The following is a 19,430-nucleotide window of genomic DNA, read 5'->3' as shown; positions in this document are numbered from 1 at the left end:
TTTTGATTGTCTTATAGATATATCAAATAGGAACAAAGCATATTATTATGACGATTACACAATGGTTTATTTTCTTTCTGATAATTCAAGTAATTCATTTTTTAGGAACTTGGAAACTATATGTTAAAGCAGGAAGAAAAGCTTGGGAAGCAATAATTCCTGTATACAATGCAGTAATTTTAATGAAAATAATTAACCGCCCGTGGTGGTGGACAATCCTACTTTTCATCCCAATTATAAACCTTATTATGTTTCCAGTTGTTTGGGTAGAAACAATTAGAAGTTTTGGAAGAAACAGCACTGCCGATACTTGGCTTGTAGTGCTTACGCTGGGCTTATATATTTTCTATGTTAATTATGCTTTAGATGTAAAATATATTGAAGAAAGAAGCTTAAAACCTCGTACCGCTACTGGAGAATGGGTAAGCTCAATACTTTTTGCTGTGGTAGCAGCCACCTTGGTTCATACGTATTTTATGCAACCTTATGTAATCCCAACCTCGTCTTTAGAAAAAACCTTATTGGTAGGCGATTTCCTATTTGTTAGTAAGTTTCATTACGGTGCTAGAACCCCAATGACAACGGTTGCTTTCCCTATGGTACATGATACCATTCCTGTAATTAAAACAAAATCATATTTAAAAAAACCACAATTACCATATTTCAGACTTCCGGGTTTACAAAAAATTAAACGCAATGAGATTGTAGTTTTTAGCTGGCCTGCGGATACTGTAGAACAGTTTTTTGTAAAAACTAACAAGAGGATCCGAAAACCAATAGACAAAAAATCTAATTATGTAAAACGTTGTGTTGGACTCCCAGGAGATTCTCTTTCTATTAAGGATGGCTATGTATTTATTAACGGGAAACAAACAGTTTTACCAGACCGCGCCAAGCCTCAATTCTCTTATTACGTTCAAACAAAAGGGCAGTTAACCCCTCAATACATGTATGAACGCTATGGAGTAACAGGACGATTTGGACAAGTTAAGCAAGGCGTATACTTCTTTAGCGCCATGACTGCCGAAGCAGCTAAACAGCTTGAGGATAATCCGAATGTTATTAGCGTTAAAAGAAATATAGACACCCAAGGTAACACGCAAATGGGTACTGTATTCCCTAATTCTAAAGATTATAAATGGAATCAAGATCAATTTGGTCCAATATACATTCCTCAAGAAGGAAAAACAGTTGCTTTAAACCTAAAAGTTCTTCCTATTTATAAAAAAGTAATAGAAGAATACGAAGGAAATACCCTTTCCGTAAACGGAAATCAGATTTCAATTAACGGAAATCCGGCAGATTCTTATACTTTTAAACAAGACTACTATTGGATGATGGGAGACAACCGTCATGCCTCTGAGGATAGTCGTTATTGGGGATTTGTTCCAGAAGATCACATTGTTGGAAAACCAGTGTTTATTTGGTTTAGTTACGATACCAATGCTAGTGGTCCTTTTTGGAATAAAGTACGTTGGGATCGAGTATTTACAACAGTTGGTGGTGACGGAAAACCACGTTCTTACCTCGTATATTTCTTAGTAGCAATAGCTCTTTGGTATGGAATAAGTAAATTCAGAAAACGTAAAAAAGAAAATAGTTAGTAGTTAAATTCTAAAATCACAAAAGTTATAAAGTTGCTTTTTTTACAATCAACTACCTCGGGGCAAGCCCACAAGGTATTCAAAGGAAACAAATTTAATTCATTTCGACGCAGAGCCATTCGGTAAACTCAGGACAGGCTCTCGGGAATTAGATCCTCTATGAGGGATTAAAATAAAAGATTGTGGAGCATCAATAAATCCGAAAATTGTATAATTCTAATGAATAAGATTTTATCAATAATTAAAAAACCTTAAACTTTAAACTTTAAAACTTTTAACTTAATTACAAACTCTAGAATGCAAACTGTTATTCATCCTACATATTTTCCTTCTGTAGCACATTGGATTGAAATCAATAAGGCTGCTGAAAACTTAATATTTGAGAAAGAAGACAATTACCAAAAGCAAACTTATAGAAATAGAACCTATATATACAGTCCAAATGGCATACAAATGCTTTCTATTCCTATAAAACACAATAAAAATAAAGCACATCAAAAGTATAAAGATGTTGAACTAGAGACCAATTTTGATTGGAAAAAGCAACATTGGAAATCCATACAAACTGCCTATAGAACTTCTCCTTTTTTTGAGTTTTATGAAGATGAATTTGCTCCTTTTTTTGAAAAGCAACACAAATTTCTTTATGATATGAATATGGAAAGTATTGAGATTTTAGCAGATTGCTTTCAAATAGAATTGGATTTTTCTTTTACTACGGAATTTGAAAAAGAGATCAGTGGAGTTTTAGATAACCGACACTTAGCAAAAGCAAAAGAAGAAAAGAACTATAATTTTGATGTCTATACACAAGTTTTTGATGATAAACATGGTTTTATAGAAAATCTAAACGGCTTGGATTTACTCTTTAACGAAGGAACCAATGCTTCAAATTATTTAGACAACCAATCTAAGTAGAATTTTTTAAAAGTATATGCTCCGATTTATAGTCCATTACGGAATCCATTTTATAGTTCCCCTTCTTGTTGCGTATTTATTTTACAAAAAAGATTTTTTAAAAGTAAGCGGGATTCTTTTACTTGGAATTCTAATAGACATAGACCACCTCTGGGCTTCTCCTATGTTTGATGCTAATAGATGTAGCATTGGATTCCATTTTCTGCATAGCTATTATCTAATTGCGCTTTATTTTGCATTGCTATTTTTCAAAAAAACGCGAATTATAGGTATCGCTTTAATGATACATATAATTGCAGATCTAACCGATTGTTATCTCATGAAACATCCATGTCTATTTTCATAGCGGAATGATTATTTTAGATGTCCCATATAACTCTTGAAAAAAAAACATATATATGAAATAAACACGCTAGTCGCTCTTAAATTTTCAATTGAGAGATAATAGGATAATGATCTGAAAGTAGCTCATATCTATTCTTATGAGACATCACCTCTATGGTTTCATCCACCAAAATAAAGTCAATTCTAAACGGAAAATACTTAAAGTAATAAGTTTTCCCTGTGCCACTCCCCTGCTCATCAAACGTATCTACATCGTCTCCTTTAATTTGCTTATAAATTGCCGAATATTGATTATTGTTTAAATCGCCACAAGTAATTGTTTTATATGGACATTGCTCTTTATGAGAAACAAAAATATCTGTTTGGACTTGTTGTTTTGAAAACACAGCCCCCATCCGTTTAGCTAATTTACTGGAGTTTTCTTGAGAAATTTCTTCATCTTGAGGATTAATATGGAACGATTGCATATGTAAATTATACACCCTAACAGTATCATTATCTTTTAAGATATCAATAAAAATTGCATTATTTTGAGAGTTGGGAAAGTTTAGAGACCCCCTTTTCACAATTGGGAATTTAGAAAAAATAGCTTGCCCAGTACCTTTAGTCTTGTATTTTATAAAACGGTATTTATAATTCTTAAACTCCTTCTCTTTAGAATCGTGAAACTCTTGTAAACATAGAATATCTGGATTTTCCTCTTTTATCATATCCATAATTTCTTCGGATACTCCTTCTCTATCCAACCATTTATAAAGGTCGAAAATACGCACGTTGTAGGTCATTACTTTAATTGCAGACTGACTAACAACATTTTTAGTTCCAGAAAATTGATATAATGAAGAAACTTGACCATACCCTAATAAGAGGATAATAAACGAAAGTAAAAAATGTCGTTTCCACTTTACTATCCAATAAACAAGAAAGGCTATATTTAATAAAATTAGTACAGGCGTTGCAAGACTAAAAATAGCTGTTTTAGGAAACGATTTAACAGGAATATATGGTACTAAAAGGCTTATTTGTAATAAAAAAGCAAATACTGTATTCAAAGTAAAAACACCTTTATTAATCCAGTTAAGCTTTTTCATGTTTAATATAATTTATATGAAGTCCCTTTTATTCTTTGCCTGCTTTAAATAAAAAATCCTTTTCTTCTTTGGACAAACTCTCGTAGCCACTTTTACTAATCTTATCTAAGATAGCATCTATTTTTTTCTGATGCTCATTTTTTGAAGCTTTATTAGCAGATGCCCGTTTTGTATCTTTATGAACTGTTTTTAAGGGAGATTTTTTTTTCCTTTTAAAAATATTAGAAATAGACGAAACAAAACCATCAACTCCTGAACCTATATCTTTCCCTTCTTGAAGCTTTTTAGCATACACATACCCCAACAAAGCTCCTCCTAAATGCGCAATATGGCCGCCAGAATTTCCTAGTGGTAACTGTACTAAATCCAACAACACAAAAGCAACTCCTAAATACCAGAGTTTAATATTGAAGAAAATTAATCTTACTTCTTGATTCGGAATGTAGGTACAAACAAAAATAAGAATTGCCATAATAGCAGCAGAAGCTCCAATTAAAGGAGAATTTACTCTCGAGAAAACAGGAAATATATTATAGCTAAGTAAGAAAAAAGCACCGCCTAAAACAGCTCCTAAGAAATAAACATTTAAAAAATATCTCTTACTAAAAAGGTTTAAAAATATTCTTGATGAAAAATATAACAACAACATATTCCAAAAAAGATGCATAAAGCCTCCGTGAAAAAATGCGTAGGTAACAATAGACCAAGGCTGTACAATAAAGTCTAAGAAGCTTTTTGGCAACTGAAACCATTGCATTATAGCATCTGGCATTAGTTGTAGCAAAAAAACTATCAATGCATTTAAAATGAATATAGCAACATTTACAACAATGAGCTTTTCTGCTATATTTAATGTTGAAAATTTATATTTAATATCGTTTGTAATACTCATTCGTTATTTTATTTCTGTAAAATACTATAACCCCATTATTAAAAGGTTTGGCATGTTGTAATTCTATATTTTATCTCTATCTAATAAAGAATCAATTCCAACGATTTCCGTTAAATTGATTTCGTTTCCAATACCACATCATTATAAAACCAAACAAGGCACCTCCTAAATGCGCAAAATGTGCTATTCCTTGTCCAAAAATAGAATATCCTGTTACCCCAGAAAATAAATCCAAGGCAATAATTACTGGAATAAAATACTTTGCTTTTATAGGAATAGGTAAAAATATCAGCATCAATTCTGCATTAGGAAACATCATTCCAAAAGCTACTAAAACTCCATAAATGGCTCCAGACGCTCCTACAGCAGGTGTCATATAAGAACTTATAAAATTTTGGAGGGTACTTTCAGATATCACATTAGCCCAAGAAGTGTCGTACTTTCCTTGACTAAGAATGTTCAATATTTCTGCTTGATTATAACCTTGCTCAACCAACGCTTGCATCCCTTCATTAAAATAATAATAGTTTACAAGTGTATGTATTAAAGCGGCTCCTAAACCTGCAGAAAAGTAAAAGAAAAAGAATTTTCCTTTACCCCACATTTGCTCCAAAGGAGTTCCAAAAGCCCATAAAGCATACATATTAAACAAAATATGCATAAAACCTCCATGCATAAACATGTGAGTAACAACCTGCCAGAGTTGAAAATGTTCATTTTTAGGAAACCACAGTGAAAACAAATCGTACATCTGCTGCCCCATAAGCTGTGTTGCAATAAAAAACAACACATTAATAATTAATAAATGCTTTACTGCATCGGTAATTCTTCCCATTACTTGGAATTTAATTTTATAAAAATCGTTTATCTATTTCTTCAACGGTCATTGTAATATATGTAGGCTTATTAAATGGGGACACTGTTGGCTCTTTGGTTGCAAAAAGATTATTTACTAACGCTTCTTGAGATGTTATATTTAATAATTCTCCACTTTTTACTGCTAATGTTTTACACATAGCCTTTGCTAAAATATCCGCTTGAGACAATGAACTCTCTGGCACTTCCGACTGAAAATCTGATAACAATTGGTCTACTATAATTGCTACTTCACTTTCAGAAATATTTAAAGGAATTCCACTTACCTCCACTTCATCTTCCTTAAAATTAGAAAATAAAAATCCTGTATTTTCTAAACTGTCTTTTAATTCTTTCAATAATGCTATTTCAGTTTTCGAAAAACTCAAAATTAAAGGAAATAACAATTGCTGACTCACCCCTTTATCAACCGTAATATTTTTTAAATATTGCTCATACAACACACGTTGATGTGCTCGGTGTTGGTTTATAATAACCATTCCCGATTTTATAGTAGTAACAATATATTTTTTATGCAACTGATACGTAGTTGCAGCTAACTCTTCATTTTCATTATTAAACAAAGAACCGGTAACTTCTTCTGACTCTAACTCAATAGAACTAAAATCTGATTTTCGCTCTAGACCTACATACAAATTCTCCCAACTAGCCTGCGGTTTCTCTCTTTTCTGATATCCAACAGAAATCCCTCCTTTGCTTTCTTTTTCAAACGGATTAAAATTTGCATCTACCTCTACCGTTGGAAAGTCTGCATTTTTACTTTTGTAATTATAAGGCGTATCCAAATTGGCATCTCGCTCAAAATCAAGCACTGGAGCCACATTAAATTGTCCTAAACTATGCTTAACAGAAGCCCTTAAAATAGCGTAAAGAGCATGCTCATCGTCAAACTTAACTTCTGTTTTTGTTGGATGAATATTGATATCAATCCCAGAAGGATCTACCTCTAAAAATAAAAAATAGCTAGGGTGGGTTTGCTCTTTCATAAGTCCTTCAAAAGCGGAACAAACCGCATGATGTAAATATGAATTTTTAACAAATCTATTATTCACAAAAAAGAATTGCTCCCCCCGTGTTTTCTTTGCAAATTCAGGTTTACAAATAAACCCACTCAGATTTACAACCTCTGTATCTTCTTCTACAGGAACTAATTTTTCATTTGTTTTCCCTCCAAAAATATGCACAATTCGTTGTCGCAAATTGGATGCTGGAAGGTTAAAAAGCTCACTCCCATTATTATAAAAATCAAACTGAATAGTGGGATGCGCCAAAGCCACCCTCTGAAATTCATCTATAATATGGCGAAGCTCTACAGTATCCGATTTTAAAAAATTCCTACGTGCAGGAATATTAAAAAACAAATTTTTAACCAGTAAAGAAGTCCCTTTTGGAGTTACTGTAACTCCTTGATCTACAATTTTACTTCCTTCAATTTTAAGTTGTGTTCCAACCTCATCTCCTTCCTGGCAGGTATTCATTTCTACATGAGCAATTGCCGCAATAGAAGCCAATGCTTCTCCACGAAACCCTTTTGTATGTAATTGAAATAAATCTTCTGCTGCTTTAATTTTAGAAGTTGCATGGCGCTCAAAAGACATTCTGGCATCGGTAACACTCATTCCCTTACCATTATCTACTACTTGAATAAGTGTTTTCCCAGCGTCTTTAATAATTAGTTTAATAGAAGTGCTCCCTGCATCAACTGCATTTTCTATAAGTTCTTTAACAACAGAAGCGGGTCTTTGTACCACTTCCCCCGCTGCAATTTGATTTGCAACATGGTCTGGTAAAAGCTGAATAATATCTGCCATTAAATAAGTTTATCTAAATTAATATATCGTACCGCTACCATTGCAAACATTAGTAAGAAAATTAAAATAACTATAAAACGAATTCGTGAGTTCATACTAGAAGAAGTAGAACGTACCGTTTTCCAATCATCTCGGTATGCTTTTCTCCTATACCCCTTAAAATACTCCTCATCAGAACGTTTCTCTTTGCTCTTTTTAAGCTCTTCTAAACGCTCTTTTCTTTCATCATAATACCTTGGCGTATAGTTATACGACTTATTGGCGCTTGTCTTAAAAAGTGAAGGAAGTCTCACAGCTTTATGGTTTTTTAAAATTTAATGTAAATGTTTATCTGACTGAAAAATAAAATTCTTCAATCAACAATATAAATTTATTGCGATAAATATCAAAATTACTCAAAAAGGAATAGACTTACCACCTATAAATCCTAAAAGTTGTTAAGAAAAATAGTTATTTATGCTAACTAAATTATTACTAAGGACTCTCTAATAAAATATAATTATTCTATTACGGAATCCTAGAAACTAGAAGATATTAATTTCCTAAAGCAGCCATTTTTATAGCAGCAATAGCAGCCTCTGTACCCTTATTTCCATGCTTTCCTCCACTCCTATCAATGGCTTGTTGCATGGTATTATCGGTTAAGACGCAAAAAATAACTGGGGTATCATATTTAACATTAAGATCTTTTATCCCTTCTGCGGTAGCTCCACAAACAAAGTCAAAGTGCTTAGTCTCCCCTTGAATAACACTTCCAATAGCTATAATAGCATCTGGCTCATGTTTTTTAATCATTTTCTTTGTTCCATATGTAAGCTCAAAACTTCCTGGAACATCCCAACGAATGATATTTTCTACAACAGCCCCACAATCCAATAAAGCATCCATAGCTCCTTGACATAGTCCTTCTGTTATTTCTGAATTCCATTCTGAAACAACAATCCCAAATCGAAAATCTTTCGCATTTGGGATTGTAGCTTTATCGTATACTGATAAATTTTTATTTTCTGTAGCCATACTTTTTACGCTAAGTTAATCATTCAATATCAATTTACATTAATAAAAGAACAACCAACCAATTACTTTTTAAGCGTTTCTGCTTTTCCAATATAAATATCTATAGTTCTTCCTTCTTCAGAATCGCTATATTCATTTTTTACTCTATTGAAATATTTTAATGCTTTAGCTGCATCTCCAGCCTGTAAAGAAATTACACCCGCTTTAAATAAAAATTTAGGGGTTGTAAAAGCATTTTCAGAGGTAGCAATTGCTTTTTCATAATACTCCAAACCGTCTTGCTCTTGTCCTAATTGCACAAATGCATCTCCAATTCCTCCTTTTGCCAAAGCACTTAAAATTGGATCATCAGATTTAAAATCTTGAAGATATTTAATTGCTTCATCATACTTTTGAGTATTTAAAAATGCCATTCCAGCACTATAATGCGCAAGATTAGCAGCCTTTGTACCCCCGTAATTATCGATAATGTCGATTAAACCGTATTTTCCATCTGCTCCATTCAATGCCAATCCGTACAACGAATCTTTTGCAGTGCTATTTACAGCCTCATCAAAATATTGTTGCGCAAAAAACATTTCATTAGAAGCTTCAGCCTCTTTAGGTTTTAAAATAAACTGTTGGTATCCCAAGAACCCAAGCACTAAAAGCACTACAACTCCTATTCCACCTAATATAAACTTTTGGTTACTTGCAACCCACTCTTCTGTTTTGCTAGCACTTTCGTTTAATGTATTAAATACTTCTTCTGTAGTACTTTCACCATCGTACACCTCGTTCTCCAAAAGATCTCCTTCCTTTTTCGTTGGTTTCTTATAGCCTCTTTTCTTATACGTTGCCATATCTATATTTTATTAAGCCTCGCAAAAATAAAATTTTTATTCAAATAGGAAAGGGAATTTATTTTATTATTTTTTATCTGTCTTTTTTATTTTACTAATTTCGTCGTTTTATATTTGCCAATAACGCCATTAGTCTATTAATTTAGCTATGTTATAACATTACTATTTATTTTTAACTGAAAAAATAATTCCGTAGAATCCTACAAATGCAATTACAAAAATTATCGCTTATAAATTTTAAAAATTTCGATTCGCAAAGTTTTGAATTTGACGCTAAAATAAACTGTTTTGTAGGTCAAAATGGTATTGGAAAAACAAATGCGCTAGATGCTATTTATTTACTTTCCTTCGGAAAAAGCTATTTCAATCCAATTGCCTCTCAAAACATTAAACACGAGGAGAGTTTTTTTGTAATTGATGGGGAATTTTTAAGAGATGAAAAAGAAGAAAGAATTATTTGTAGCTTAAAAAAAGGGCAGAAAAAAATTATAAAACGCAACGGAAAAATTTACGACAAATTATCCGAACACATTGGTTTTATTCCGCTTGTAATTATTTCTCCTGCAGATAGAGACCTTATTATTGAAGGAAGTGAAACACGCCGAAAATTTATAGATAGTGTTATCTCTCAAAGCAATAAATCCTATTTACAAAATCTAATAAACTACAATAAAGTTTTAGCGCAACGTAATTCGCTTTTAAAATATTTTGCACTCAACAATACTTTTAATGCTGATACTCTTGAAGTCTACAACGACCAATTACACGATTACGGGCATAAAATCCATGAAGCACGCAAAGATTTTCTAGACATTTTTATTCCTATTTTTAAAGAGCGTTATGCCTCTATCTCTGGTGGAAAAGAAGCAATTAATTTAAGCTACCAAAGTCGGTTAACAGAAAAAGACCTCAACACCCTTTTTAAAGAAAATTTGAATAAAGATAAAGCTTTACAATATACTTCTGTAGGAGTCCACAAAGACGATTTAAGTTTTGAAATAGGAGATTTCCCTATCAAGAAATTTGGAAGTCAAGGGCAACAAAAATCGTTTTTAATTGCTTTAAAGCTTGCGCAATTTGACTTTATTAAAGCACAAGCTGGACACACTCCTATTTTGCTTTTGGACGATATTTTTGACAAACTTGATGAAAATCGTGTGAGTCAGATTATAACCCTAGTAAATCAAGACAAATTCGGACAAATATTTATAAGTGATACCCATGCCGAAAGAACCGAAAATGTTGTTAAACAAACACATCAGTCTTATAAAATGATTGTTTTAAAATAGAAAAGTTTTTGGTTGATTTGAAAATTCGCTAATTTGATAATTTACATTAAAAAATTATTCTCTAGATTTCCTTTTTAAATTTCCAGCTATTAATAATCCAGCTCCTACTCCTATTAAAATCCCCGATATAAAATCTGTTCCCTCTTGATCTGCAATATATTGAACTAAGATTCCGATTACTAATATTGCCAGCCCTATGATTCTTATTTTGTTCATTGTTTAATTTTGGTTAGCTAAATATAAAAATATCCTTATATAAAAGCTTTTTAATGATTTGAAAATGTGTTGATTTAAAAAATCGCTAATTCGCTAATTTACATTTAAAAAATCTATCCTTTCAAATTTCACTTAGCCAACAACTTTTAGCTACCTTTGTTTTTCCAAAAAACTTAGCTTTGAAAATTAGAGTTCTTATCATTCTTTGCAGTATATTTTTAAGCTGCAACAAAACGCAAATCGAAGACATCTCGCTTCTTAATGGCTATTGGGAAATTGAAAAAGTTACATTCCCTTCCGGAGAAAATAAAGATTACAAAGTAAATACTGTGATTGACTATTGGCAATTAAAAGATTCTACTGGAACAAAAGAAAAAGTAATGCCTCGATTAGACGGAAGGTTTCTTAACATGAAAGAGTTTGAAAACTTCAGTATAAAAAAAGAAAACGACGGACTCTACATTGAGTACAATAACGATGGAAATGTCCGAAAAGAAAAAATAATCTTACTCACCAAAGATAGATTTGGTATCGTAAACAGTCAAGACAAAACTTATTATTACAAACGTTTTGAAAAATTCTCTTTAAAATAATGGCCAAAAGACGAAACGAATATATTTCATTAAGTGATGCACTGAAAGAATTTGTAAATGAAAACAAATTAGAGACAGGCATGGATAAAGTGGACGTTCGAAACGCTTGGCAAAATCTTATGGGAAACGGCGTAAACAACTACACCACACAAGTGCAATTAAAGCAAGACACGCTCTATGTCTCTTTATCCTCCTCTGTGTTACGCCAAGAATTAAGCTATGGAAAGGAAAAAATTGTAAAGATGTTAAATGACGAATTAGGCAAAGAAATTGTAAAAAGTATTGTTTTAAGATAAGCAAATAATCTCTCTGGATAAAAACGCAAGACCGCTTCGCTACAGAAAAAAGAGCAAATACTAAATTGTAACTATCATAAAATGATGGCATCTAAAGTACATTTTCATCTCTATTTTTAATAGCAAAAGAGATATATTCCTGAAATTTTTCTCAAACCTTTGCCATTAATAAAGTTTCAATATGTAAACTTCCTCTTACTGGACAATGGTGTTTTGATATCACAAAAAAAGCTCCATTTTTCAAAAGAAAATGGAGCTTTTTTATAATTATACTTTTTTGCTTAGAAAATCTCTCTTCCAGAAAAGTGGAAAGAACCTTCTATAGCAGCATTTTCATCGCTATCAGAACCATGAACTGCATTTTCTCCAATAGAAGTTGCAAATAATTTACGGATAGTTCCTTCTGCAGCTTCTTCTGGATTAGTAGCACCAATTAAGGTTCTAAAATCGTCCACAGCATTATCTTTTTCTAAGATTGCTGCAACAATTGGACCGCTAGTCATAAATTCTACTAATTCTCCAAAGAACGGACGCTCACTGTGAATTGCGTAAAACTGCTCTGCATCACGCTTACTTAACTGCGTATACTTCATTGCTACGATATTAAACCCTGAAGCAGTAATTTTTTCAAGAATAGCCCCGATGTGTCCGTTTTTTACAGCATCTGGCTTAATCATTGTAAATGTTCTGTTTGTTGCCATTTCTTTTAAATCAAATTTTGCAATTTTATAGTTAATTGCACATTAACAAACGCCCTTTTTGGGCTTTTTTAATTTTGCCGCAAAAGTAAGGGTTTTATTTGACTTATTCCCATAGGAAACACAAAATACGTATTCTAACCGTATATTCTCCCTAATACCCTTGTTCTAATTGGTTTAAAACCTTATTTCCATCGCCTCTCATCTCCATTTTTACATGATAATTTTTCATATTCAATTTTAACAAACCGAAACTTTTTACTTTTACTACTTCGCCTACTCTGTAAGGGTTTTCTTCTCCTGAATAAGCTTCATACGTATGTGTAAGTCCGCTAGAAGTAAAATCTATTATAGGATACGCTAAATCGCTTATATTAATTTCCGAAAACTCAGAAATATGTCGGTCGCCAGATAATAATATAACTCGTTTTGCATTGCTTGTTTTTATAAGCTTAAAAAGTTTTTCTACCTCACTCGGAAAATTCCCCCAAGCTTCAAATCCATGTTTATTAGAGAGCACCTGTATACTACTTACAATAATATTAAAAGCTGCTGTAGAATTAGTAAGTTCGTTAGTAAGCCATTGCCATTGTTTGTTTCCCAATATTGTACCTACCCCCGCTGGATTTGGCATATAGCGTTTGCCACTATCTCCTAAATTTTTTGTAAGTGGAGATCTAAAATAACGCGTATCTAAAAGTATTACTTTTACATCTCCAGCCTTTGTTTTATATGTTTTAGAACTGTAAACCCCTTCTTGTTTTCTCCTTGGATCATATTTTGGGACATTCATAAAATTAAGAAACAACTCCTGCGCTTTTTCTTTCATCTCCCAATCGACACCACCATCGCCTAAACCATAATCGTGGTCGTCCCAAGTACCAATAACATCCATTGACTTTACAATTGCCTTATAACCATCTTGATACCGCTGCTCTTCATAGTCTTTTCTCATTTGGCGAAAATCATCAGTATCTGAATAAATATTATCGCCTCCCCAAATCCAAACAGAAGGTTTATTCAATAAAACATCATCCCATAATACGTTTTCTTCGTCTTGCTTATTACAAGATCCAAAAGCAATGACAAAATCATCTCCTTGCAAGGGATAAATAGATGTTTTAGCTGTTTTACATCCGCAGCAAAGAATAGCTACACATAACGCAACAAAAATTACACGCATAAATATAGTTTAAGACTACAAATGTACTATTCCTTTTTTAAGTATTATATTATTAAATTGTATATTAGCCGACCATGGAAGAAACGCAAATAAAAGAATTAAAAACACTCCTATCTACTCCAAAAAAGATAGTGATAATACCGCATAAAAACCCAGATGGGGATGCTATTGGATCTTGCTTAGGACTCTATCATTATTTAACACAATACAAGCATGACCTCAGTATTGTAGCACCTAATGAGTATCCTGAATTTTTAAAATGGATGCCAGGAGAAAGTAATATTATAAAATATGAATACCAAACAGAATTGGCTTCTCAAAAAATAAAAGAAGCTGAATTGGTTTTTACTTTAGATTTTAATTCTTTAAGCAGAATTGACGATGTTGCAAATGCATTAGAAAGTTTTAAGGGGGATTATATTATGATAGACCACCATCAAGCCCCCGACGATTATGCGCGTTTTATGTATTCTGATACTTCAATGAGTAGTACTTGTGAGATGGTCTATAATTTTATTGATTTTTTTGAAGACACCAATAAAATTACTGCCGAAATAGCTAGTTGTTTATACGCTGGAATTATGACTGACACAGGTTCTTTTAGGTTTCCATCAACCACTAGTAATACGCACAGAATTATTGCCAACCTAATAGATAAAGGAGCAGAAAATTCATACATCCATAATGCTATTTTTGACAGCAATTCCATTGATAAATTACATTTATTGGGTTGTGCCTTAAAAAATTTAGTAGCATTACCAGCATACAACACCGTTTACATTACCCTTTCTAGAGAGGAATTACAGCAGTACAATTATAAAAAAGGCGACACCGAAGGTTTTGTAAACTACGGACTCTCATTACAAGGCGTAAAATTTGCTGTTATTTTTATTGAAAGTGTACAAGAAGATATCGTAAAAATTTCGCTTCGTTCTAAAGGCAATTTTTCTGTAAATGAATTCTCTAGAAGTCATTTTCAAGGAGGTGGACACAATAATGCGGCTGGGGGAAAAAGCGACTTATCGTTAACTGAAACCACCAAATACTTTGAATCCGTTTTAAAAGATTATAAATCTCAATTACAATGATAAAAACCTACGTCCCATTACTTGCCATTGTATTATTATTTATGGCCTGCAAACAACCCGAAGCCCGGAGACCAGTAAGTGTAAAATCGGGGTCGTTTATGAGAGCTTCTATTGAAAGAAATAAAGGCCTTTTAGAATATGAAGAATCTTTAATAGATAGTATAATCAAAATAGATTCTTTAAATAAATACCACTCTTCTTCCAATGGATATTCTTATTATTTTATAACTAGAGATTCCACACAAAGCTACCTTCCAAAAGAAGGAGATGTTGTTAAAATAAACTATGATATTCGCACCCTTGCCGAAGATACTATTTATTCTAGTCAAGAAATTGGAATTGTAGACTTTAAAGTAGACAAAGAAGACTATTTCCCTGGTTTAAGAACAGCTGTTAAATTATTAAAAAAGGGAGAAAAAGCCACTTTTTTATTCCCATCTTCCTTAGCTTATGGCTACCATGGAGATGATGATAAAGTAGGTACTAATCAGACCATAAAAAGTACAATTACATTATTGGATATCGATCAAAAAGCTATTGATAGCACAAATACTACTTCAAAAGAATAATTATAATAAAACAATCAATTTTAATATGTATACAATGAAAAAATTAAGTTTCATTTTTATCCTAGTTGCCGTACTAGTTTCGTGCTCTACCTCTAAATACCCTGACTTAGGAGATGGTTTATATGCAGATATTCAAACCAACAAAGGAGATATGGTAGTTAAGCTTTTCTACAAACAAACCCCAGTTACTGTAGGGAATTTTGTTAGTTTAGCTGAAGGAACAAACACTTACGTTATAGATTCTTTAAAAGGAAAACCTTATTATGATGGCGTTATTTTCCACAGAGTTATAAAGGATTTTATGATTCAAGGAGGAGATCCAACTGGAACAGGAAGTGGAAATCCAGGCTACAAATTTAAAGATGAATTTGTAGATTCTTTAAAACACGATAAAAAGGGAATTCTTTCTATGGCGAATGCAGGTCCTAAAACAAATGGGAGTCAGTTTTTTATTACCCATAAAGAAACTCCTTTCTTAAATGGAAAACATACTGTTTTTGGAGAAGTTGTAGAAGGTTTAGCTGTTGTAGATACCATAGCAAATGTAAAAACCTCTCAAGATCCAATGACGAGAGATAGACCAATTGATTCTGTAATAATTAAGCATATTGAGATTATTAGAAACGGAAAAGACGCTAAAGGTTTTGATTCTGCTAAAGTATTTGCTGCTTCTTTTGCTGAAGCTGCCGAAGCTAAAAAGGCAATCGAAAAAACTAAAAGTGATATCGCTACCGAGTTTGCTGCTCAAAAAGAAAAAGCAGAAACTGCAGATTCTGGACTAAAATATCTTATGATTAAAGAAGGAGATGGAGAAAAACCTAAAGTAGGAAAAACTGCTCTTGTAGAATATACTGGGTATTTTGAAGATGGAAATGTTTTTGACACAAGCTCTTTAGAAATTGCCGAAAAATTTGGCAATGTAAATCCCGCAAAAAGAGACCGAGGAATGTACCAACCTGCTCCAATGCCTATCAGTCCAGATGCAACTATAATTCCTGGATTCAAAGAAGGATTAATGATGTTAAAAGTTGGAGATAAAGTTAGGTTATTTATCCCTTCCTATTTAGCGTATGGAGAAGCTGGATATGGGCCTATTGCTCCAAATACTGACTTGGTATTCGATTTAGAAATGGTTGGTGTCCAAGAATAAAGTAAACTACCTCAAGGCAAGCCTACGAGGTATTCAAAGGGAAACAATTTAATCCTCTTCGACGTAGAGCCTTCGGCAAACATAGGACAGGCTCTGGGAATAAAACCCTCAATGAAGATTTAAGCTTTATTTACAAAAAACAACCCCGAAGATTATATAATCTTCGGGGTTGTTTTTTAGGCAATATTTGTTTCATTACGGATTGTAACCTTCAATTTAAATTTACCCCTTCACAGGAATATCTTTTAAAATCTCTTTTAAGAATTTCCAAAACTTTTCTACGGAAGCAATATGCGCTCTTTCATCTGGAGAATGCGCTCCTTTAATTGTTGGTCCAAAACTTATCATATCCATTTCAGGATAATTTTGCCCTAAAATTCCACATTCCAATCCTGCATGGCAAGCAACCACATCTGGAGTTTCATTAAATAATGTTTGATATTTATCGGTTAACACCTTTAAAATAGGGCTCTCTGGATTTGGTTTCCACCCAGGATATTCTCCACTAAATTTTACTTCACATCCACATAATTCAAATGCTGCTCTTAAGGCATTTGCTAAATCTATTTTTGAGGATTCTACAGAAGAACGTGTAAGACAAAGTATTTTTATTTTTCCTTCTCCAATTTTTACACGAGCAACATTATTTGAGGTTTGTACTAAATCTTCCATATCTGGACTCATAGCATACACTCCATTATGCGCTGTGTACAGAGCTCTAGTAATTCCCTCCTGAACTCCTATTCCCATTACGCTACTTGGCGTTTCTGTAACTTCTGCAGTAATAGACAACGAGGGTTCTGTAGTTTTATATTCTTTTTTAATAACCGCTGCCAATTGGTTAAATTCTAAAGCAAATGCATCATGGTGCATTTCTTCTACCACAATTGTAGCCTCACTTTCTCTTGGAATTGCATTCCTTAATCCGCCACCATCAATAGCTGCTATTCGGAGTCCAAAATTTTCAAAACCATCAAAAAGTAGACGATTCATAATCTTATTAGCATTCCCAAGACCTCTATGAATATCCATTCCGCTATGTCCTCCTTGGAGTCCTTTTACAGAAATTTTATAGGCAGTTACACGCTCTGGCGTCTCCTCTTCTTGATATTTTCTAGTTGCAGTAACATCTACTCCTCCAGCACATCCTATATCAATTTCATCATCTTCCTCGGTATCTAAATTTAAAAGGATTTCTCCGTTTAAAACCCCACCTTTTAAGCCTTGAGCTCCAGTCATACCTGTTTCTTCATCTATAGTAAATAACGCTTCAATAGCTGGATGTGCTATGTTATTACTTTCTAAAACCGCCATAATAGCAGCAACTCCTAGTCCGTTATCTGCTCCTAATGTAGTTCCTTTGGCTTTTACCCAGCCATTTTCTACAAACATCTCAATTCCTTGTGAGCTAAAATCAAAAGTGGTGTCATTATTTTTTTGGTGTACCATGTCTAAATGCGACTGTAGCACTACTGCTTTTCTGCTTTCCATCCCTGCTGTTGCAGGTTTTTTTATAATAACATTTCCAACCTCATCCTTAAAAGTTTCTAAATTGAGTTTCTTCCCAAACTCCAACATAAAAGCAATAACTTGCTCTTCTTTTTTTGAGGGTCTTGGAACCGCATTTAAATCGGCAAACTTATTCCAAACTTCCTTAGGCTGTAAGTCTCTTATCTCTGAATTCATATTTATAACTTAGATTTTCACAAAAATAAGCATTGCTTTTTTAATAAATTACAAGGCTATTATAAAAGTCGGAAAACATAACTTCTTATTAGTATGTTAAGAGCATTTTTATCAACTAAATAATTTCTATTTTTGACAGTATGTCCGACCGAATTAAAACGTATATAGCACTTTCCATAATTCCTCAATTTATTTTGATAAAATGGTTGGCTTACTATCCTGAAATTGTAGAAAAATACTACAGTAATTTTTTATATCAAGGCATTGCTAAGACTTCTAGATTTTTATTAGGATGGATTCCTTTTTCTGTAGGAGATATTCTTTATACAGCCCTTGCCATTTTAATTATTCGATTTTTTATTCTGAAAGGAAAAACTCTTATTACCAATTCAAAATATTTTTTTCGGGAACTATTTGTGGCCATTTCTACCATTTATTTTTTGTTTCATCTATTATGGGGTTTAAATTATTACCGTCTTCCCATTCATGAAAAACTAACTATTTCTGATACCTATACTTCCGAAGAACTTTACAGTTTTACAGAACAACTCATTAAAAAAAGTAACGAAACTCACTTTCAACTAACACAAAACGATTCCTTAATAGTAAAAATCCCATATTCAAAAGCAGAAATTTACCAAAAAACACTAGATGGATATCAAATCCTATCCAAAGAGATTCCTGCTTTTACTTACCATCCAAAAAGCATAAAAACCTCTCTTTATAGCACTGCTTTAACTTATATGGGATACAGTGGATATCTAAACCCTTTTACCAATGAAGCACAAGTAAACGGACTGCAAATAGACTTTAAATATCCTACCGTAAGCTGCCATGAAGAAGCGCATCAAATAGGTTATTCTGCGGAGAATGAAGCTAATTTTGTAGCCTTTCTAGCTGCTACCTCCAACAACGATTTATATTTTAAATACTCAGGATATATTTATGTGCTTCGCTATTGTTTAGCTGAAGTAAAACGAAGAGATATTAAAAAATATGATCAATTTAACACCGAAATTCATCCTGGAATTATAAAAAACTATATCGAAGTAGCCAATTTCTGGAGAAGACATAAAACCAAAGCAGAACCCTTTTTTAAGAATACTTTCAATTCTTTCCTAAAAGCAAATAATCAAAAAAAGGGCTTAAAAAGTTATAGTTATGTAGTGGCGCTATTGGTAAATTATTATAAAGATAAAAAATTATAGTTCTGCCTATTAATTGTTGATTTTGAAACAAAAAATCATATTTTTACCAGTAAACTAC

Annotated in this window: 21 protein-coding genes; 10 read left to right on the top strand and 11 right to left on the bottom strand. The window is 32.7% G+C overall.

The window, feature by feature from the left end; translation table 11 throughout:
- Positions 1–47: 47 nt before the first annotated feature.
- The 3 genes from lepB to JOOMADRAFT_RS20510 all read left to right on the top strand — a co-directional run bounded on the left by lepB (position 48) and on the right by JOOMADRAFT_RS20510 (position 2,868).
- On the top strand, positions 48–1,604 hold the full coding sequence (gene lepB / locus JOOMADRAFT_RS08765; protein ID WP_008612645.1) for a signal peptidase I: 1,557 nt from the start codon (positions 48–50) through the stop codon (positions 1,602–1,604).
- A gap of 297 nt (positions 1,605–1,901) precedes the next feature.
- Positions 1,902–2,522, top strand: a complete 621-nt coding sequence (locus tag JOOMADRAFT_RS08760) for a WbqC family protein (protein ID WP_008612644.1) — start codon at positions 1,902–1,904, stop codon at positions 2,520–2,522.
- Positions 2,523–2,538: 16 nt separating this feature from the next.
- Entirely contained in the window at positions 2,539–2,868 is a 330-nt protein-coding gene (locus JOOMADRAFT_RS20510) for a DUF6122 family protein (RefSeq protein ID WP_008612643.1), read from the top strand.
- A gap of 76 nt (positions 2,869–2,944) precedes the next feature.
- On the opposite strand, the gene JOOMADRAFT_RS08750 is transcribed toward JOOMADRAFT_RS20510, so the two are convergent.
- The 7 genes from JOOMADRAFT_RS08750 to JOOMADRAFT_RS08720 all read right to left on the bottom strand — a co-directional run bounded on the left by JOOMADRAFT_RS08750 (position 2,945) and on the right by JOOMADRAFT_RS08720 (position 9,396).
- Positions 2,945–3,958 carry an endonuclease/exonuclease/phosphatase family protein gene (locus tag JOOMADRAFT_RS08750; RefSeq protein ID WP_008612642.1) on the bottom strand — a complete coding sequence of 338 codons (1,014 nt, stop codon included), beginning with the start codon at positions 3,956–3,958 and terminating at the stop codon, positions 2,945–2,947.
- A 28-nt stretch (positions 3,959–3,986) separates the two neighbouring features.
- Entirely contained in the window at positions 3,987–4,850 is an 864-nt protein-coding gene (locus JOOMADRAFT_RS08745; RefSeq protein WP_008612641.1) for a rhomboid family protein, read from the bottom strand.
- Between the two features lie 91 nt (positions 4,851–4,941).
- Positions 4,942–5,685: a rhomboid family intramembrane serine protease gene (locus JOOMADRAFT_RS08740; RefSeq protein ID WP_008612640.1), complete on the bottom strand. Its 744-nt coding sequence runs from the start codon at positions 5,683–5,685 to the stop codon at positions 4,942–4,944.
- A gap of 16 nt (positions 5,686–5,701) precedes the next feature.
- Positions 5,702–7,537, bottom strand: a complete 1,836-nt coding sequence (gene mutL, locus JOOMADRAFT_RS08735) for a DNA mismatch repair endonuclease MutL (protein WP_008612639.1) — start codon at positions 7,535–7,537, stop codon at positions 5,702–5,704.
- Positions 7,537–7,830, bottom strand: coding sequence for a hypothetical protein (locus tag JOOMADRAFT_RS08730; RefSeq protein WP_008612638.1), 294 nt, complete (start codon positions 7,828–7,830; stop codon positions 7,537–7,539). The genes mutL and JOOMADRAFT_RS08730 overlap by 1 nt, the downstream gene beginning before the upstream one ends.
- Positions 7,831–8,071: 241 nt before the next feature.
- A complete protein-coding gene (gene ribH / locus JOOMADRAFT_RS08725; protein ID WP_008612636.1) occupies positions 8,072–8,554 on the bottom strand; it encodes a 6,7-dimethyl-8-ribityllumazine synthase in 483 nt (160 codons plus the stop codon).
- 62 nt (positions 8,555–8,616) lie between these two features.
- The gene (locus JOOMADRAFT_RS08720) at positions 8,617–9,396 is read right to left on the bottom strand and encodes a tetratricopeptide repeat protein (RefSeq protein WP_008612635.1); all 780 of its coding nucleotides are present in this window, start codon (positions 9,394–9,396) and stop codon (positions 8,617–8,619) included.
- 206 nt (positions 9,397–9,602) lie between these two features.
- Between JOOMADRAFT_RS08720 and recF the strand changes: the two genes are divergently transcribed.
- Positions 9,603–10,685: a DNA replication/repair protein RecF gene (recF, locus tag JOOMADRAFT_RS08715; RefSeq protein ID WP_008612634.1), complete on the top strand. Its 1,083-nt coding sequence runs from the start codon at positions 9,603–9,605 to the stop codon at positions 10,683–10,685.
- 54 nt (positions 10,686–10,739) lie between these two features.
- Here the strand turns inward: recF and JOOMADRAFT_RS20295 are convergent, their stop codons facing one another.
- A complete protein-coding gene (locus JOOMADRAFT_RS20295) occupies positions 10,740–10,901 on the bottom strand; it encodes a hypothetical protein (RefSeq protein ID WP_008612633.1) in 162 nt (53 codons plus the stop codon).
- Positions 10,902–11,080: 179 nt separating this feature from the next.
- Between JOOMADRAFT_RS20295 and JOOMADRAFT_RS08710 the strand changes: the two genes are divergently transcribed.
- Both JOOMADRAFT_RS08710 and JOOMADRAFT_RS08705 read left to right on the top strand, forming a co-directional pair.
- Complete coding sequence (locus JOOMADRAFT_RS08710) at positions 11,081–11,494, top strand: lipocalin family protein (RefSeq protein ID WP_008612632.1); 414 nt, start codon at positions 11,081–11,083, stop codon at positions 11,492–11,494.
- Positions 11,494–11,790 carry a DUF721 domain-containing protein gene (locus JOOMADRAFT_RS08705; RefSeq protein ID WP_008612630.1) on the top strand — a complete coding sequence of 99 codons (297 nt, stop codon included), beginning with the start codon at positions 11,494–11,496 and terminating at the stop codon, positions 11,788–11,790. Before JOOMADRAFT_RS08710 ends, JOOMADRAFT_RS08705 begins: the two co-directional genes overlap by 1 nt.
- Positions 11,791–12,071: 281 nt before the next feature.
- Here the strand turns inward: JOOMADRAFT_RS08705 and JOOMADRAFT_RS08700 are convergent, their stop codons facing one another.
- Together JOOMADRAFT_RS08700 and JOOMADRAFT_RS08695 are read right to left on the bottom strand one after the other, a co-directional pair.
- Positions 12,072–12,491, bottom strand: a complete 420-nt coding sequence (locus tag JOOMADRAFT_RS08700; protein ID WP_008612629.1) for a nucleoside-diphosphate kinase — start codon at positions 12,489–12,491, stop codon at positions 12,072–12,074.
- A 151-nt stretch (positions 12,492–12,642) separates the two neighbouring features.
- Complete coding sequence (locus JOOMADRAFT_RS08695) at positions 12,643–13,671, bottom strand: alkaline phosphatase D family protein (RefSeq protein ID WP_008612626.1); 1,029 nt, start codon at positions 13,669–13,671, stop codon at positions 12,643–12,645.
- Between the two features lie 74 nt (positions 13,672–13,745).
- Between JOOMADRAFT_RS08695 and JOOMADRAFT_RS08690 the strand changes: the two genes are divergently transcribed.
- The 3 genes from JOOMADRAFT_RS08690 to JOOMADRAFT_RS08680 are packed head-to-tail and all read left to right on the top strand — an operon-like array spanning position 13,746 to position 16,478.
- Positions 13,746–14,759, top strand: a complete 1,014-nt coding sequence (locus tag JOOMADRAFT_RS08690; RefSeq protein WP_008612625.1) for a DHH family phosphoesterase — start codon at positions 13,746–13,748, stop codon at positions 14,757–14,759.
- On the top strand, positions 14,756–15,328 hold the full coding sequence (gldI, locus tag JOOMADRAFT_RS08685) for a gliding motility-associated peptidyl-prolyl isomerase GldI (RefSeq protein ID WP_008612623.1): 573 nt from the start codon (positions 14,756–14,758) through the stop codon (positions 15,326–15,328). The genes JOOMADRAFT_RS08690 and gldI overlap by 4 nt, the downstream gene beginning before the upstream one ends.
- Positions 15,329–15,362: 34 nt before the next feature.
- Positions 15,363–16,478 carry a peptidylprolyl isomerase gene (locus tag JOOMADRAFT_RS08680; protein WP_040879995.1) on the top strand — a complete coding sequence of 372 codons (1,116 nt, stop codon included), beginning with the start codon at positions 15,363–15,365 and terminating at the stop codon, positions 16,476–16,478.
- Between the two features lie 222 nt (positions 16,479–16,700).
- On the opposite strand, the gene JOOMADRAFT_RS08675 is transcribed toward JOOMADRAFT_RS08680, so the two are convergent.
- Complete coding sequence (locus JOOMADRAFT_RS08675; RefSeq protein ID WP_008612620.1) at positions 16,701–18,164, bottom strand: aminoacyl-histidine dipeptidase; 1,464 nt, start codon at positions 18,162–18,164, stop codon at positions 16,701–16,703.
- 140 nt (positions 18,165–18,304) lie between these two features.
- Between JOOMADRAFT_RS08675 and JOOMADRAFT_RS08670 the strand changes: the two genes are divergently transcribed.
- The gene (locus tag JOOMADRAFT_RS08670) at positions 18,305–19,372 is read left to right on the top strand and encodes a DUF3810 domain-containing protein (protein ID WP_008612619.1); all 1,068 of its coding nucleotides are present in this window, start codon (positions 18,305–18,307) and stop codon (positions 19,370–19,372) included.
- The last annotated feature ends 58 nt before the right edge of the window (positions 19,373–19,430 follow it).

Origin of the sequence: Galbibacter orientalis DSM 19592, assembly GCF_000260115.1 — a bacterium.
GTDB lineage: Bacteria > Bacteroidota > Bacteroidia > Flavobacteriales > Flavobacteriaceae > Galbibacter > Galbibacter orientalis.
Note: the sequence above shows the minus strand (reverse complement) of the source record. Positions and strands in the feature narration are given on the sequence as shown.

Excerpts from the sequence above, each read along its gene's own strand:
- ribH (WP_008612636.1), bottom strand. The coding sequence starts at position 8,554 with ATGGCTACAGAAAATAAAAATTTATCAGTATACGATAAAGCTACAATC.
- gldI (WP_008612623.1), top strand. The coding sequence starts at position 14,756 with ATGATAAAAACCTACGTCCCATTACTTGCCATTGTATTATTATTTATG.
- JOOMADRAFT_RS08720 (WP_008612635.1), bottom strand. The coding sequence starts at position 9,396 with ATGGCAACGTATAAGAAAAGAGGCTATAAGAAACCAACGAAAAAGGAA.
- JOOMADRAFT_RS08740 (WP_008612640.1), bottom strand. The coding sequence starts at position 5,685 with ATGGGAAGAATTACCGATGCAGTAAAGCATTTATTAATTATTAATGTG.
- JOOMADRAFT_RS20295 (WP_008612633.1), bottom strand. The coding sequence starts at position 10,901 with ATGAACAAAATAAGAATCATAGGGCTGGCAATATTAGTAATCGGAATC.
- JOOMADRAFT_RS08745 (WP_008612641.1), bottom strand. The coding sequence starts at position 4,850 with ATGAGTATTACAAACGATATTAAATATAAATTTTCAACATTAAATATA.
- JOOMADRAFT_RS08670 (WP_008612619.1), top strand. The coding sequence starts at position 18,305 with ATGTCCGACCGAATTAAAACGTATATAGCACTTTCCATAATTCCTCAA.
- JOOMADRAFT_RS08760 (WP_008612644.1), top strand. The coding sequence starts at position 1,902 with ATGCAAACTGTTATTCATCCTACATATTTTCCTTCTGTAGCACATTGG.
- mutL (WP_008612639.1), bottom strand. The coding sequence starts at position 7,537 with ATGGCAGATATTATTCAGCTTTTACCAGACCATGTTGCAAATCAAATT.
- lepB (WP_008612645.1), top strand. The coding sequence starts at position 48 with ATGACGATTACACAATGGTTTATTTTCTTTCTGATAATTCAAGTAATT.
- JOOMADRAFT_RS08750 (WP_008612642.1), bottom strand. The coding sequence starts at position 3,958 with ATGAAAAAGCTTAACTGGATTAATAAAGGTGTTTTTACTTTGAATACA.
- JOOMADRAFT_RS08690 (WP_008612625.1), top strand. The coding sequence starts at position 13,746 with ATGGAAGAAACGCAAATAAAAGAATTAAAAACACTCCTATCTACTCCA.
- JOOMADRAFT_RS08695 (WP_008612626.1), bottom strand. The coding sequence starts at position 13,671 with ATGCGTGTAATTTTTGTTGCGTTATGTGTAGCTATTCTTTGCTGCGGA.
- recF (WP_008612634.1), top strand. The coding sequence starts at position 9,603 with ATGCAATTACAAAAATTATCGCTTATAAATTTTAAAAATTTCGATTCG.
- JOOMADRAFT_RS08675 (WP_008612620.1), bottom strand. The coding sequence starts at position 18,164 with ATGAATTCAGAGATAAGAGACTTACAGCCTAAGGAAGTTTGGAATAAG.
- JOOMADRAFT_RS08700 (WP_008612629.1), bottom strand. The coding sequence starts at position 12,491 with ATGGCAACAAACAGAACATTTACAATGATTAAGCCAGATGCTGTAAAA.
- JOOMADRAFT_RS08680 (WP_040879995.1), top strand. The coding sequence starts at position 15,363 with ATGAAAAAATTAAGTTTCATTTTTATCCTAGTTGCCGTACTAGTTTCG.
- JOOMADRAFT_RS08705 (WP_008612630.1), top strand. The coding sequence starts at position 11,494 with ATGGCCAAAAGACGAAACGAATATATTTCATTAAGTGATGCACTGAAA.
- JOOMADRAFT_RS20510 (WP_008612643.1), top strand. The coding sequence starts at position 2,539 with ATGCTCCGATTTATAGTCCATTACGGAATCCATTTTATAGTTCCCCTT.